This is a genomic window from Lichenibacterium minor (assembly GCF_004137685.1).
GTDB lineage: Bacteria > Pseudomonadota > Alphaproteobacteria > Rhizobiales > Beijerinckiaceae > Lichenihabitans > Lichenihabitans minor.
The window spans coordinates 146515-159281 of sequence record NZ_QYBB01000008.1; the positions used below are offsets into that span (position 1 = coordinate 146515).

General features: G+C 72.6%; 16 protein-coding genes. 5 read left to right on the forward strand and 11 right to left on the reverse strand.

The genetic code is table 11. The features are described 5' to 3' along the window. The first annotated feature begins 9 nt into the window (after positions 1-9). Positions 10-2610: a ligase-associated DNA damage response DEXH box helicase gene (locus tag D3273_RS09655; protein WP_129225865.1), complete on the forward strand. Its 2601-nt coding sequence runs from the start codon at positions 10-12 to the stop codon at positions 2608-2610. After that, complete coding sequence (gene pdeM / locus D3273_RS09660) at positions 2603-3286, forward strand: ligase-associated DNA damage response endonuclease PdeM (RefSeq protein ID WP_245501087.1); 684 nt, start codon at positions 2603-2605, stop codon at positions 3284-3286. The genes D3273_RS09655 and pdeM overlap by 8 nt, the downstream gene beginning before the upstream one ends. 59 nt (positions 3287-3345) lie before the next feature. Here the strand turns inward: pdeM and D3273_RS09665 are convergent, their stop codons facing one another. The 8 genes from D3273_RS09665 to D3273_RS09700 all read right to left on the reverse strand — a co-directional run bounded on the left by D3273_RS09665 (position 3346) and on the right by D3273_RS09700 (position 8634). Then, on the reverse strand, positions 3346-4197 hold the full coding sequence (locus D3273_RS09665) for a manganese catalase family protein (protein WP_129225869.1): 852 nt from the start codon (positions 4195-4197) through the stop codon (positions 3346-3348). Positions 4198-4335: 138 nt separating this feature from the next. Beyond that, positions 4336-6099 carry a complex I subunit 5 family protein gene (locus D3273_RS09670; RefSeq protein ID WP_129225871.1) on the reverse strand — a complete coding sequence of 588 codons (1764 nt, stop codon included), beginning with the start codon at positions 6097-6099 and terminating at the stop codon, positions 4336-4338. Between the two features lie 76 nt (positions 6100-6175). Continuing rightward, complete coding sequence (locus D3273_RS09675) at positions 6176-6523, reverse strand: sodium:proton antiporter (RefSeq protein ID WP_129225873.1); 348 nt, start codon at positions 6521-6523, stop codon at positions 6176-6178. Between the two features lie 25 nt (positions 6524-6548). Beyond that, on the reverse strand, positions 6549-7340 hold the full coding sequence (locus D3273_RS09680; protein ID WP_129225875.1) for an MnhB domain-containing protein: 792 nt from the start codon (positions 7338-7340) through the stop codon (positions 6549-6551). After that, a complete protein-coding gene (locus tag D3273_RS09685; RefSeq protein ID WP_129225877.1) occupies positions 7337-7606 on the reverse strand; it encodes a hydrogenase subunit MbhD domain-containing protein in 270 nt (89 codons plus the stop codon). The genes D3273_RS09680 and D3273_RS09685 overlap by 4 nt, the downstream gene beginning before the upstream one ends. A 13-nt stretch (positions 7607-7619) precedes the next feature. Next, entirely contained in the window at positions 7620-7904 is a 285-nt protein-coding gene (locus D3273_RS09690; protein ID WP_129225879.1) for a monovalent cation/H(+) antiporter subunit G, read from the reverse strand. Next, positions 7901-8185: a hypothetical protein gene (locus D3273_RS09695; RefSeq protein ID WP_245501088.1), complete on the reverse strand. Its 285-nt coding sequence runs from the start codon at positions 8183-8185 to the stop codon at positions 7901-7903. Before D3273_RS09695 ends, D3273_RS09690 begins: the two co-directional genes overlap by 4 nt. Next, positions 8173-8634, reverse strand: coding sequence for a hypothetical protein (locus tag D3273_RS09700; protein WP_129225881.1), 462 nt, complete (start codon positions 8632-8634; stop codon positions 8173-8175). Before D3273_RS09700 ends, D3273_RS09695 begins: the two co-directional genes overlap by 13 nt. A gap of 157 nt (positions 8635-8791) precedes the next feature. Between D3273_RS09700 and D3273_RS09705 the strand changes: the two genes are divergently transcribed. Further along, on the forward strand, positions 8792-9241 hold the full coding sequence (locus D3273_RS09705; RefSeq protein ID WP_129225883.1) for a cupin domain-containing protein: 450 nt from the start codon (positions 8792-8794) through the stop codon (positions 9239-9241). 105 nt (positions 9242-9346) lie between these two features. On the opposite strand, the gene D3273_RS09710 is transcribed toward D3273_RS09705, so the two are convergent. Further along, positions 9347-9580 carry a DUF6894 family protein gene (locus D3273_RS09710; protein ID WP_129225885.1) on the reverse strand — a complete coding sequence of 78 codons (234 nt, stop codon included), beginning with the start codon at positions 9578-9580 and terminating at the stop codon, positions 9347-9349. A 120-nt stretch (positions 9581-9700) separates the two neighbouring features. Next, a complete protein-coding gene (locus D3273_RS09715) occupies positions 9701-10759 on the reverse strand; it encodes an SDR family oxidoreductase (protein WP_129225887.1) in 1059 nt (352 codons plus the stop codon). Positions 10760-10912: 153 nt separating this feature from the next. Between D3273_RS09715 and D3273_RS09720 the strand changes: the two genes are divergently transcribed. Next, positions 10913-11371 carry a winged helix-turn-helix transcriptional regulator gene (locus tag D3273_RS09720; RefSeq protein WP_129225889.1) on the forward strand — a complete coding sequence of 153 codons (459 nt, stop codon included), beginning with the start codon at positions 10913-10915 and terminating at the stop codon, positions 11369-11371. A 34-nt stretch (positions 11372-11405) separates the two neighbouring features. Here the strand turns inward: D3273_RS09720 and aroQ are convergent, their stop codons facing one another. After that, positions 11406-11879: a type II 3-dehydroquinate dehydratase gene (aroQ, locus tag D3273_RS09725; protein WP_129225891.1), complete on the reverse strand. Its 474-nt coding sequence runs from the start codon at positions 11877-11879 to the stop codon at positions 11406-11408. Between the two features lie 107 nt (positions 11880-11986). Between aroQ and D3273_RS09730 the strand changes: the two genes are divergently transcribed. Beyond that, positions 11987-12760 carry an HpcH/HpaI aldolase family protein gene (locus D3273_RS09730; RefSeq protein WP_129225893.1) on the forward strand — a complete coding sequence of 258 codons (774 nt, stop codon included), beginning with the start codon at positions 11987-11989 and terminating at the stop codon, positions 12758-12760. Positions 12761-12767 lie beyond the last annotated feature (7 nt).

The window sequence follows — 12767 nt, forward strand, 5'->3', positions numbered from 1 at the left end:
TTGAGGGAGGTGCTCGACCGCTCCCCCGTCCCAGCCTCGCCCGAGGCCCCTCCCGCGGCCCTGCCGCCCGCCTTCCTTTCCTGGTTCGCCGGGCGGGGCTGGGCGCCCCGGCCGCATCAGATGGCGCTGCTGGGCCATGCCGAGGCGGGCCGCTCCGCGCTGCTGATCGCCCCGACCGGCGCCGGCAAGACGCTGGCGGGCTTCCTGCCGAGCCTCGTCGAGCTGTCGTCCGACCCGAAGCGGCGGCCCGGCCTCCACACGCTCTACGTGTCGCCGCTGAAGGCCCTGTCGGTCGACGTCGCCCGCAACCTCGACGCGCCCGTGGCCGAGATGAGCCTGCCGATCCGGATCGAGACCCGCACGGGCGACACGTCGGCGTCGAAGCGCCAGCGCCAGCGCCGCGACCCGCCCGACATCCTGCTCACCACGCCCGAGCAGATCGCCCTGCTGCTCGCCAACCCCAAGGCGCGCGACATGTTCGCGGGGCTGAAGCGCATCGTGCTCGACGAGCTCCACGCCCTCGTGACCTCCAAGCGCGGCGACCTCCTCGCGCTCGACCTGGCGCGGCTGCGGCGCCTCGCCCCGGGCGTGCAGACCGTGGGGCTTTCGGCCACCGTGCGCGAACCCCGGGAGCTGGTCGCCTACCTGCACGGCCGGGACGACGCCCTGCCGGCGGTGGTGACGGCGCCCGAAGGCGCCGCCGCCCACATCACCATGCTGGACACCAAGGAGCGCCTGCCCTGGGCCGGCCACTCGGCCCGGCACGCCTTGAAGGAGATCTACGACGAGATCCGCCGGGTGAAGCTGGCCCTGCTCTTCGTCAACACGCGGTTCCAGGCCGAGCAGCTGTTCTGGGACCTGTGGCGCATCAACGCCGACAACCTGCCGATCGCGCTCCACCACGGCTCGCTCGACGTCGGCCAGCGCCGCAAGGTCGAGGACGCCATGGCGGAAGGGCGCCTGAAGGCCGTCGTCGCCACCGCGACGCTCGACCTCGGCATCGACTGGGGCGACGTCGACCTCGTGGTCAACGTCGGGGCGCCGAAGGGGGCGAGCCGGCTGATCCAGCGCATCGGCCGCGCCAACCACCGGCTCGACGAGGCGTCGCGCGCCATCCTGGTGCCGGCCAACCGTTTCGAGGTGCTGGAATGCCGCGCCGCCATCACGGCCGCGGCCCAGGGCGCGCAGGACACGGCGGCGCCGCGCTCCGGCGCCCTCGACGTCCTGGCCCAGCACGTGCTCGGCATGGCCTGCGCGGAGCCCTTCGACGCCGACGCCTTCTTCGGCGAGGTGACCGACGCCGCCCCCTACGCGGACCTGCCGCGCGAGGACTTCGACCGCGCCGTGCAGTTCGTCGCCCACGGCGGCTACGCGCTGCAGGCCTACGAGCGCTTCGCCAAGATCCGGCAAACGAAGGAAGGGCTGTGGCGCGTTTCCAACGGCAAAGTCGCGCAGCAGTACCGCATGAACGTCGGCACCATCGTGGCGGCCGCCATGCTGAAGGTGCGCCTAGTGCGCGGCCGCACCGCCGGCACGACGGCGGCCGGGGTCCCCATGGCGACCGGCCCCATCGGCCGCGGCGGGCGGGTGCTGGGGCAGGTCGAGGACGGGTTCCTCGAAACGCTGCTGCCAGGCGACACCTTCCTGTTCGGCGGCGAGATCCTGGCCCTGCAGGCCATCGTCGACGACGAGGCGCTCTGCGCCCGCGTGTCCGGCACCGAACCCAAGATCCCCTCCTACGCGGGCTCGAAGTTTCCCCTCACCACCTACCTCGCCGACCAGGTGCGGGCCATGACGTCGGACCCGCACAGCTTCGACCTGCCCGATCAGGTCGAGGACTGGCTGGACCTGCAGAAGCTGAAGTCGGCGCTGCCGCCCAAGGACGCCATGCTGGTGGAAACCTTTCCGCGCGGCGGGCGGCACTACCTCATCGCCTACGCGTTCGAGGGGCGGCTGGCGCACCAGACCCTCGGCATGCTGCTCAGCCGCCGCATGGAGCGGGCGAAGCTCCGGCCGATGGGCTTCGTGGCCAACGACTACGCCATCGCGGTCTGGTCGCACGGCGACGTCGGCGCGCGCATCGCCAAGGGGCTGGTCACGCTGGAAGAACTGTTCGACGAGGACATGCTCGGCGACGACCTCGAATCCTGGCTCGACGAGTCCTCGATGATGAAGCGCACCTTCCGGATCTGCGCCACCATCTCGGGGCTGATCGAGCGCCGCCACCCGGGCCGCGAGAAGACCGGGCGGCAGATGACCGTGTCGACCAACCTCGTCTACGACGTGCTGCGCCGCCACGAGCCCGACCACCTGCTGCTCAAGGCGGCGCGCGACGATGCGGCGACGGGGCTCCTCGATCTGAAGCGCCTGGGCGAGCTATTGTCGCGGATCCGGGGCCGGATCCTGCACAAGCCGCTCCGGAAGATTTCACCGCTCGCGGTGCCGATCATGCTGGAGATCGGCCGCGAGCCCGTCTACGGCGAGGCCGAGGATGCGGTCCTGGCCGACGCCGCGGACGTCCTGCTCGAGGAAGCTTACGGGGACGATGACAGCGGTCAAACGGAAGGCGCCGGTCGAGGCCAGACCCGGCGACATCGGACGCATGCATAGCCACGTCACGGTCGCGGGGGTCGACCTCCTGGCGGATTTCTGCGGGGCGCTGTTCCACGAGGCGGACCGCGTGCTGCTGGTCGCCGACCTCCACCTGGAGAAGGGGTCGTCCTTCGCGCGGCGGGGCCTGATGCTGCCGCCCTACGACACGGCCGCGACCCTGGCGAAGCTCGCCGCCGTGGTGATGCGGACGCGGCCGCGGCTCGTCGTGGCGCTGGGCGACTCGTTCCACGACCGCGCGGGCGCGACCCGCATGGGCGAAGCCGACCGGGCCGCGCTGCACGGCCTGCAGGCCGGCCGCGACTGGCTGTGGCTCGCCGGCAACCACGATCCCGCGCCCCCGGCGGGGCTCGCCGGCGACACGGCGGAAGATTGGCACCTCGGGCCGCTGACGCTGCGCCACGAGCCGGCCCCGGGCGCGAGCCCGGGCGAGATCGCCGGGCACCTCCACCCCGTCGCCATCGTGGCGGGGGCGGGCAGCGCGGTCCGGCGGCGCTGCTTCGTGTCGGACGGGGCGCGCTGCATCATGCCGGCCTTCGGCGCCTATGCGGGCGGGCTCAACTTCCGGCATCCCGCCTTCGCGGGGCTGCTGAAGGACGGGCGCAGGATCGCCCACGCCCTGGGGCGGGACCGCGTCTACGCGATCCCCGAAAGCCGGTGCCTCGCCGGCGCGTGACGCGCGCGGCGCCCGAGCGCCCGCTTCCCGCATCGGCGGGAAACGGGCGGCGGTGGAGCCTACATCTGCTCCTTCTGGGCGTAGCTGTCCTTGCGGGCCGGGCCGAGGATCGGCTCCTGGCCCATCGGCACGTTCTGCATGACGGAGAACTCGCCCTTGCCGTCGAGGCTCGGGCCTTCCGTCCACCGGCCCGCCATGGGCGGGGTGCCGTCCGCGGCGGAGCCGAAGAAGGCGTAGGAGTATTTCTGCGTTTCCTTCGACTGGTCGAAGCTGTTCGGCATCGGCAGGTGGGCCTTCTCGCCGAGTTCCTCGATCACCGCCAGCCACTGCTGCTGGTGCATCGTGTCGCGTGCCACGTTGAAGGCCAGCATCTCCTTCATGCCGGTGTCGTTGGTGGCGTCGTACAGGCGGCAGGCCAGCACGCGGCCAGTCGCTTCCGCCGCGACGTTGCAGTACATGTCGGCGGCGAGGTTTCCGCTGGCGTAGATGTGCGACATGTTGAAGGGCACGCCGTCGGCGTCCGCCGGATAGGCGGCGAGGCCGGTCGACAGGATGTGCCGGTGCAGCATGCCGTTGATGACGCCCTTGGTGTCGCCGCCGCCCATGATGGAGCCGACGAGCCCGTCGGCCGCGCCGGCTTCCTGCTCGGACACGGGGGCCTTGTCGAGGTTCAGCGCCACCGCGGTCGCCAGCATCTCGATGTGGCCGATCTCCTCCGTGGCAGTGTGGAGCAGCATGTCACGGTATTTGGTCGAGGGGCCGCGGGCGCCCCAGGCCTGGAAGAAATACTGCATGCAGACGCGGATCTCGCCCTCCACGCCGCCGATGGCCTGCTGGAGCATGCGGGCGAACAGCGGGTCGGGCTTCTCGACCTTGACGGGCCACTGAAGGCGCTTGTCGAAATAGTACATCGTGTTTCCCTCGGAAGGACACCGCGAGCGCCGCATCGCGGCGGCTCCCGCTCGGGCTGAAGAAGCCGCGCGATCGAGAGAAAGGTTCCCAAAACGGGCCTCGGTCGACGTCGCCGGCCCGGCCAGCCGGGGACGGGTTCAGAAGGTCGCCCAGGCGGCGAACATCGCCACGCCGAGGGCCATCCACACCACGTAGTCGTTGATCACGCCGGTGTGGAGCCGGTTCAACCCCGCGACGACGGGCTTGAACATCCCCCCGGCGGCCGGGAGGATCCGGGGCACGCGGTCGCGGAACAGCGCGACGCCCGCCACGGCGACCGCGCCGAGGAGCGCCAGCCACGGCTCGACGGCGGTCCAGCCCGTCGGGGGCGGCACCGCCACCGATCCCGCGGCGAGGTGGGCGAACTGCGGCAGGACCCGAGCCGCCATGTGCTCGGCGAGATCCGCCGGCACCAGGACGTCGATGCCGAGCAGGAGGATGCAGGGCGCGAGCATCAGCCACAGCGGGCGGTCGGCCTTCTCCTGTTCCTCGTCGGTCGGCGCTTCGGCCTCGTCGCCGGGGTCCGGGCCGAGCCCGAGGTAGACGCGGCCGGCGAAGCGCAGCACCGCGCCCCCCGTCAAGGCCGTCCCGACCAGGACCGACAGGTGCATCGCCCAGCCGGCGAGGCCGTCCGGCGCCGCCGCGCTCACGAGGTCGGCGCCGCCGTGGAGCAGGCCCAGCGGCGCGCCGCCGAGCAGCAGCGCCGCGAGTCCCGTCAGCACGCCGGCGGGCCAGATGTCCCGCCCGAGGCCGCGCAGGTTCAGCTCGTCGACCCCGGCCTTCTCGGCCAGCAGCACGCCGACGAGCATGAACAGCGTCCCCTTCACCAGCCCGTGGCCGACCAGGTAGGCCAGGGCGCCCGCGAGCCCGACCGGCGACAGCGCCGCCACGCCGGTCAGCATGATGCCGATGTGGCCGATGGTCGAGAAGGCCAGCAGGCGCTTCAGGTGCCGCTGCGACCAGGCGAGCAGGCCCCCCACGACCGCGGTGGCGCAGCCCACCCCGAACAGCAGGCCGTGCAGGATCGAGCCCGCGTCGGGCGAGCCGGGGAACACCTGCACGGCGATCTTGGCGAAGCCAAACAGGCCGATCGGCACCATGCTGCCCGAAAAGATCACCGACACCGGGCTCGGCGCCACCGCGTGGGCGTCCGCCAGCCAGAACTGGAAGGGGAGGATGGCGGCCTTGGTGAGCAGCGCCACCGACACGAGGCAGAAGCCGCCGACGATCACGGGATCGTGCCCCGCGCGCCCCACGGCCTCCCGCACGGCCTCGAAGTCGAGCGCGCCGGCGCGGGCGTAGACGAGGCCGATGCCGGCCAGCATCAGCATGGAGCCGAGGCTGTTGACCACGGTGAAGTTCAGCGCGCCGGCCAGCGAGGCGCGTTTCAGCGAGAAGCCGGTCAGCGCGTAGGCGGCCACCGACATGACCTCGAACCACACGAACAGGTTGAACAGGTCGCGCGTCAGGCAGAAGCCCTGCATGGCGGCGAGGAACAGCAGCATCAGCACGTTGAAGGTGGAGCGCACCTCGTCGAAGAAGCCCCAGGCGAAGACGAGCGCGGCGGCGAAGAGCAGGCCGATGAAGGCCGCGATGCCGGCGCTGGCGGGGTCGGGCGCGAAGGCGATGCCGAGCGTCACGCCGGGCCGCGGCTCCCAGCCGCCGAACCAGTAGACCGGCGTGCCGGCGTCGAGCGCCCCCCGCGACAGCACGGCGGACAGGCCCGCTACCGCCAGGGCCGCCGCGATGCCGAGCGCCTCGGGCGCGTGTTTCGGCAGGCGCTCGCCCAGCGCCAGCACGATCGCGCCGACCGCCAAGGGCAGGACGACCGGGAATGGGACGAGGACGTCGAGGAGCGTCACGGATGCCCCGATCGATCGGCCCGGCGATGGCCGCCCGTGCCCGGGCGGAGGGGAGGCGCGCGGTCGGGCGCCGACATCACTGCCCCTTCAAGGGTTTGATCTCCTGCGGGTCGAGCGTGCCCTCGCGCTTGTGCACCTGCAGCGCCATGGCGAGCAGGAGCGCCGACACCGTGGCGCCGACCACGATGTCGGTGAGCACCAGCGCCTGCACGATCGGATCCACGGCGGGCGTGCCGGGCGGGTGGTCGTAGAAGATCGGCGGGCCCGCGCCCCAATCGTAGCCGATGCCGAGCAGCAGCACGTAGGTGGCCGACTGGCACACCGAAAGGCAGCCGATGAGGTGGATGTAGTTGCGGCTGGTCGCGATGCCGTAGACCCCGACGCCGAAGAGCCAGGCGGCGACCACCCAGGGCAGCACGCTCATGGGCACGGGCTCATGGGCGGCAGGCTCATGCGCGGTCCCCCGTCCGGCCGTCGTCCGGGTCGGCGACCTCGGACGTGGTGGCGCGCGTTTCTTCCATGAACTCCAGCAGCACCGTGCCGAAGCCGCCCGCCACCGCGAGGGTCACGCCGGCGTTCTCGACGATCATCAGCCCGCCCGACAGCATGTCCTTGGCCGTCCCGAAGGGCAGCACGTTGGTGAGGAAGCGCAGGCCCAGGAACACGGGCAGCAGCCCCGCGGCGACGAACAGCAGCGCGCCCGCGCCTTCGACGGCGTCGAGCACCGGCTCGCGCACCAGCTGCCGCCAGCGCCCGTAGCCCTCGCCGAGGTAGATCAGCAGCAGGCTCGACGCGATGACGACGCCGCCCTGGAAGCCGCCGCCGGGCGTCGCCATGGCGTGCAGCGCCACGTAGACGCCGAAGATGAAGGTGAACGGGCCGCAGATCCGGCAGATCAGCACCACGGCGTCGGCGCGCGGCACGATCGCCCGGCCGCCGATCCGCCCGCCGGCATCGGCCCGGTCCTCGCCGCGGCCGCCGCGCAGCAGCAGCACCGTGCCGGCCACGGCGGCGAGCAGCATGAACTCCTCGCCGATCGTGTCGAAGCCGCGCACGTCGAAGTTGATGGCGCTGACCATGTTGGACACGCGGCGCATCTCCGGCAGCAGGGCGTTGACGGCCTGCCCGTAGGGCGACACGGGGCTGCCGAAGCCCGGCAGCGCGCAAGCCACGCGCCAGAAGCCCGGCAGGATGGCGAGCGCCGCCAGGGCGAGCAGGGCCGGGCGCAGCTTCGGGCTCATTCGGGGCCGCCCGTGTCGGCGGCGTCGCGCTTCCTGTTGATCCGCACCGCGGCCAGGGCGGCCAGGAACAGCAGCGGCGTCGCCGCCGTGCCGACCGCCAGTTCGGACAGGGCGACGTCGGGCGCCTGCAGCACCAGGAACAGCAGGGTGAGCACGAGGCCGTTCCCCGCCAGGGCGAAGACCTGCCGGCGGGGATCGCGCGTCAGCACCACGGCGAGGCCGGATGCGGCCGCGAGCAGGAGCATCGCGGCGAGCAGGAACGCCATCACGATGCGGCCCTCACGCCTGCGGCCCGTCGCGCAGCGCCAGCGCCCGGCCGGCGGCGTGGCTGACGGCGGAGCCCGTCACCAGCACGAAGGCGACCAGGCAGGCGAGCTTCACCGATCGCGGCGAGATCCCGTCGGCCAGAAAGGCCGCGACCGCCACTAGGACGCCGGCGGCGGCGTTGGTGAAGGCGACGGCGTGCAGCCGGTCCAGCGCCGAGCCGAGCCGCAGCGCCCCGAAACAGCCGATCCAGGCGGACAGCACCGCGCCGGCGAGGCAGAGGTCGACGGGGAGGCTCACACCCAGCGCTCCGCGAAGACGGCGTAGAGCAACGACGCCGTCACGCTCAGCACCCCGAAGGTGACGGCGAGGTCGACCGACGAGGGCTGGTCGAAGGCGAAGGTCATCGCCGCCATGGCGACGATGCCGACGGAGCCGGCGAGCTGCACGGCGACGAAGCGCGTCCCCACCGGCCCGCGCCAGCTCATCGCCAGGGCCGCCACGAGCGGCGGCACCAGCAGCAGCAGGGCGAGCGTCCAGGCGAAGGAGCCGCCGGGCGGCAGGCCGGTCACGACGGCCACCGCGGGTCGCGGCTCGGGCCCGACGCCGTCAGGGCGTGGAACACGATCGTTTCCTCGTCCAACGGCAGGTCCAGGGCGTAGCTGTCCGGCGCCAGCGAGGTCGCCAGCACCACGACGGCGCGGCGGCCCCGGTCGCGCGGATCGTCGGCCGTGCCGCGGTGGAAGTCGTGCTCGACCCGGCGCCCGGCGACGGGACGCACCAGCGCCGCGGCGAGCCGCGCCCCGACGCGAAGCGTGGCACCGGGCAGGCCGGCGAAGGACGTGCCCACCGTCCGGAGCGCGGGCCGTTCGAACCGGAAGGTCCTCGCGCCGTCGTGCATCACGGCGAAGTGCCATCCGGCTCCGAGGCCGCCGAGCAGCACGGCCGCGGCGATCTCGTCGGGGGAAAGCTGCCCGGCCAGGACCAGATACGCGGCAGCCCCGCCGAGCCACACCCAGAATGCCGTCAAGCTTGGCCCCCTGCCGGCCCCTGCGGGGCGTTCGCGGCGAGATTACACGGCGAGGCGAGGCCGTGCCAAGCCGGCAAGGCCGGCCCAGGAACAATCGCCGGTCCAGCGCCTTCTCCGCGCGACGCCGCCCCGCGCCGTCGCTCGAGGAAACGACATCATGAGCCAGCCCGACAAGCCCACGATGCCCTATTGGCACGTCTACACGGACGCCGACGGCGTGAGCCGCCAGGAGAAGTTCTCGCTGACCGCCTTCGAGCTGAAGGGCGTGAACCCCGACGTGTCGCCCCAATGGAACGACAAGATGGACCCTTCGAAGGCCGGGGTCACCTTCACGGTGCTGCCCGTCGGCTGGGTCGGCGACTGGCACGAGAACCCGAAGCCGCAGTGGATCGCGATCCTCACCGGCCGCTGGTTCGTCGAAACCATGGACGGCCATCGCGTCGAGATGGGGCCCGGCGAGCTGATGATGGGCGAGGACCAGGGCACCGTGGAGCGGGACGGCCGCAAGGGACACAGGTCCGGCACCGTGGGCGACGAGCCCTGCACCATGATCGTCACGGGGCTCGACGTCACCCCCACGGTGAACCAGCCGGGCCGCTTCCGGTAGGGTCCGGAGGCCGCGGACGGGGCGGGACCGCGCCCGAGCGCCTTCCCGGGCCGCCGGAGCGCCGCTGTCCGTCTTTCGGTGCGACGGTTCTTCGTCGACGAGCGCTCAGCCCAGCCGTTCGATCCTGAGCTGCAGCGTCGCGGCATAGAGGTCCTCGCCGCCCGGCCCTCGGACCCGCACCGCGAAGGCGCGGGCCGCGCCCGGCGCCACGCCGGCGTGGGACAGGTCGCGCAGCAGCGACACCGCCTCTTCCACGGCCTCGGTCTCGTTCGGCAGTTCGGTGCCCGAACTGTCGGCGACCCTGTGCTCGCCGTCGTCGGTGTCGAAAAAGAAAAGCATCGCGATCGCGCCTCCTGCGGACGACGCCATCTAAAGCGCGGCTTTAGCCCGTTCAAGGCGATGCCGGTGCCCGCCCCTCGCTTTGGAGCGCCCTGTCGCGTTTCGGGCGGGCACCGTCCCTCACGGGACGACGCGCTCGTGCCGCAGCCGCGCGAACAGGTCGAAGAAGCTGTCGTCGGTCGCCTGGTAGTCCAGGAAGCCGGCCTTGCGGCTCTTCCCCATGTCGGTGACGACCTCGATGGGCCGGCCGAGGTCGGCGTCCGTGTGCCAGGGCGATGCGAGGCGGGCGAGGTCGGGCTCGACGAGCCCGTGCTCCCTGGCCAGCGCCGCCCAGGCCGGGCCGGCATCCGCCATCTGCCCTTCCAGCGGCGTCGGGTGCCCGGGATAGGGCGCGGGGTCGAGGCCGAACCAGCCGGCGATGCGCTCCCACATCCAGCTCCAGCGGAAGACGTCGCCGTTGACCACGTTGAAGGCCTGGTCGCGCCCGGCTTCGCCCGTCGACGCCCAGGAGAGGTGGCGGGCGAGCAGGCGCGCGTCGGTCATGTCGGTCAGGCCGTGCCACTGCTGGGGCGAGCCGGGGAACAGGAAGGGCCGGCCCGACGCGCGGCACAGGCTGGCGTAGGCGGCGAGCGTCACGCCCATGTTCATGGCGTTGCCGAGCGCGAAGCCGATCATCGTGTGGGGCCGGTGCACGCTCCAGCCGAACCCGCGGGCCCGCGCCGCGTCGAACACCGCGTCCTCCTGGACGTAGTAGAAGTTCTCGACGGGCAGCCGCCCCTGTTCCTCGCGGAAGGGCGTCGCCGGCAGGGTGCCGTGCCCGTAGGCCTCGAAGGGGCCGAGGTAGTGCTTGAGGCCCGTCACCAGCGCCACGTGCTCCAGGGGGGCGTGGTCCAGCGCGCCGAGCAGGTTGCGCACGGTCGCGCCGTTGACGGCGCAGTTTTCCGCCTCGGTCGGGCGGCGCATCCAGGTGGCGATGAAGAGGTGGCTCGGGCGGAGGTCGGCCAGCGCCGCCGCCAGCGAGGCGGGGTCGGTGAGGTCCGCCGACACGGGCGCGACGCCCGGCATGGAGCCCGGGTTGCGGGCGAGGCCGTGCACCGTCCACCCTTCGTCGACGAGGTGGCGGGCGAGGTTGTTGCCGACGATGCCGGTGCTGCCGGCGATGAGGGCCGTGCGGGCCATGGCGCTGTCTCCTGCGTTGCCGGCCGACGTCGCGGCGTCGATGCCGGCCGGCGGTCGGGACATCCGACCGCCGGTGTGAGGCTTCGAGATGGGGGAGGCTTGCCGGGGCGGCGAGACGGCACCAGAAGGGGTCATAGCCACCAGGAGGTGCCCATGGACACGCGCGTGACCGACCCGGACGGCGACGCCCCCGCGGCGAAGGGCCGGGTTCCTGCCGCGAAGCGCGAAGCCCTCGCGGCGAAGGGCGAGGCCTTCACGGAGGATTGCGCGCCGCGCCGGGTGCTGGAGCTGTTCTCGGCCAAGTGGACCAGCCACGTGCTCCACGCCATGCAGGCGCTGTACGGTGGAACGTGCCGCCCCGGCGCGCTGCAGCGCGCCCTTCCCGGCCTGTCGAAAAAGATGCTGACCCAAACGCTGCGCGAGCTCGAGCGCGACGGCCTCGTCGCCCGCGAAGTCCACCACGTCGTGCCGCCGCGGGTCGATTACAGCCTCACCCCGCTCGGCCGCACCATGATCGAGCCGATCGAGATGCTCTACGCCTGGGCGCGGGACCACGAGGCCGAGCTGTCCGCCCTGGGGCTGCGCGCGCCTTCGCGGCGGCGCAAGGCCTGAGGCCACCCGACGGCGTCGAAGCGGCGGCCGGCGGTCAGGACCGCGGGCCGCCGGCCTCCGCCTCGGCCTTCGCGTCGATGAGGGTGGCGAGCCGGCGCAGCGCCAGGCCGTAGCCCTGCGTGCCGAACCCCGCGATGACGCCATCGGCGCGCAGCGACACGTAGGAATGGTGGCGAAAGGGCTCGCGCTTGTGGACGTTGGAGATGTGGACCTCGATCACGGGGCCGTCGAAGGCGTTCAGCGCGTCGAGGATCGCCACGGACGTGTGGGTGTGGGCGGCGGGGTTGATGGCGATGCCGCCGGCCGCCTCGCGGGCCTCGTGGATCCAGTCCACGACCTGCCCCTCGTGGTTGCTTTGCAGGAAGCGCAGCGCGAGGCCCAGCTCGGCGGCGAGCGCGCGGCAGCCGGACTCGACGTCCGCCAGCGTTTCGGAGCCGTAGATGTGGGGCTGGCGCTTGCCGAGCAGGTTGAGGTTCGGCCCGTTGAGGACGTAGACGAGACGGCTCATCGTTTGATTTTCCCCGATTCCGGCATCAGAATCCCCATCCTAACGGATCCCGGGCGCCCGAAGCGTCCGGGATCACGACCGAATGTCACGATCAGGAGGAGACGGCCATGGACCTGCCGGTCAACCGCTTCAAGCGCGCCATCCGCGCCGGACGCCAGCAGATCGGGCTCTGGTGCTCGATCCCCGGCGGCACGGTCGCCGAGGTGCTGGCCGGCGCCGGATACGACTGGATCGTCTTCGACACGGAGCATTCGCCCGGCGACCCCGCCTCCGTCCTGGGGCAGCTCCAGGCCGCCGCCCCCTATCCGGTGTCGGCCGTGGTGCGGCCGACGACCAACGACGCCGCCGAGATCAAGCGCTACCTCGACGTCGGCGCCCAAACGCTGCTGATCCCCTACGTTCAGGACGCCGACGAGGCCCGCGCCGCCGTGGAAGCCATGCGCTACGCCCCGGCGGGGGTGCGCGGCGTGTCGGGCTGGACTCGCGCGACCCGCTTCGGCCGCATCCCCGACTATGCCCGCCGGGCTTCGGACGAGCTGTGCCTCATCGTCCAGGTCGAGACCGCGGAAGCCCTGGACCGGATCGACGCCATCGCGGCGGTGGACGGCGTCGACGGCCTGTTCATCGGCCCCGCCGACCTGGCCGCCAGCATGGGCCACCCCGGAAACCCGATGCATCCCGCGGTGGTCGGCGCCATCGAGGCCGCGATCGGGCGCATCCGCGCGGCGGGGCTGCCCGCCGGGATCCTCACGCTCGACCGCGCCTTCGCGCAGCGCTGCATGGGCCTCGGCACGGTCTTCACCGCGGTCGGCACCGACGGCGGCCTCCTGTCGGGCGGCGCCGACGCGCTGCGGGCCGCCTTCCCGGTCGGACCCGGATGACGTCGGC

What these genes read in the sequence shown, in the direction of transcription:
- D3273_RS09665 (WP_129225869.1), bottom strand. Translation starts at nt 4,197, where the DNA reads ATGTACTATTTCGACAAGCGCCTTCAGTGGCCCGTCAAGGTCGAGAAG.
- D3273_RS09715 (WP_129225887.1), bottom strand. Translation starts at nt 10,759, where the DNA reads ATGGCCCGCACGGCCCTCATCGCCGGCAGCACCGGCATCGTCGGCAAC.
- D3273_RS09705 (WP_129225883.1), top strand. Translation starts at nt 8,792, where the DNA reads ATGAGCCAGCCCGACAAGCCCACGATGCCCTATTGGCACGTCTACACG.
- D3273_RS09680 (WP_129225875.1), bottom strand. Translation starts at nt 7,340, where the DNA reads ATGAGCCCGAAGCTGCGCCCGGCCCTGCTCGCCCTGGCGGCGCTCGCC.
- D3273_RS09730 (WP_129225893.1), top strand. Translation starts at nt 11,987, where the DNA reads ATGGACCTGCCGGTCAACCGCTTCAAGCGCGCCATCCGCGCCGGACGC.
- pdeM (WP_245501087.1), top strand. Translation starts at nt 2,603, where the DNA reads ATGCATAGCCACGTCACGGTCGCGGGGGTCGACCTCCTGGCGGATTTC.
- D3273_RS09685 (WP_129225877.1), bottom strand. Translation starts at nt 7,606, where the DNA reads ATGGCGTTCCTGCTCGCCGCGATGCTCCTGCTCGCGGCCGCATCCGGC.
- D3273_RS09675 (WP_129225873.1), bottom strand. Translation starts at nt 6,523, where the DNA reads ATGAGCGTGCTGCCCTGGGTGGTCGCCGCCTGGCTCTTCGGCGTCGGG.
- aroQ (WP_129225891.1), bottom strand. Translation starts at nt 11,879, where the DNA reads ATGAGCCGTCTCGTCTACGTCCTCAACGGGCCGAACCTCAACCTGCTC.
- D3273_RS09720 (WP_129225889.1), top strand. Translation starts at nt 10,913, where the DNA reads ATGGACACGCGCGTGACCGACCCGGACGGCGACGCCCCCGCGGCGAAG.
- D3273_RS09710 (WP_129225885.1), bottom strand. Translation starts at nt 9,580, where the DNA reads ATGCTTTTCTTTTTCGACACCGACGACGGCGAGCACAGGGTCGCCGAC.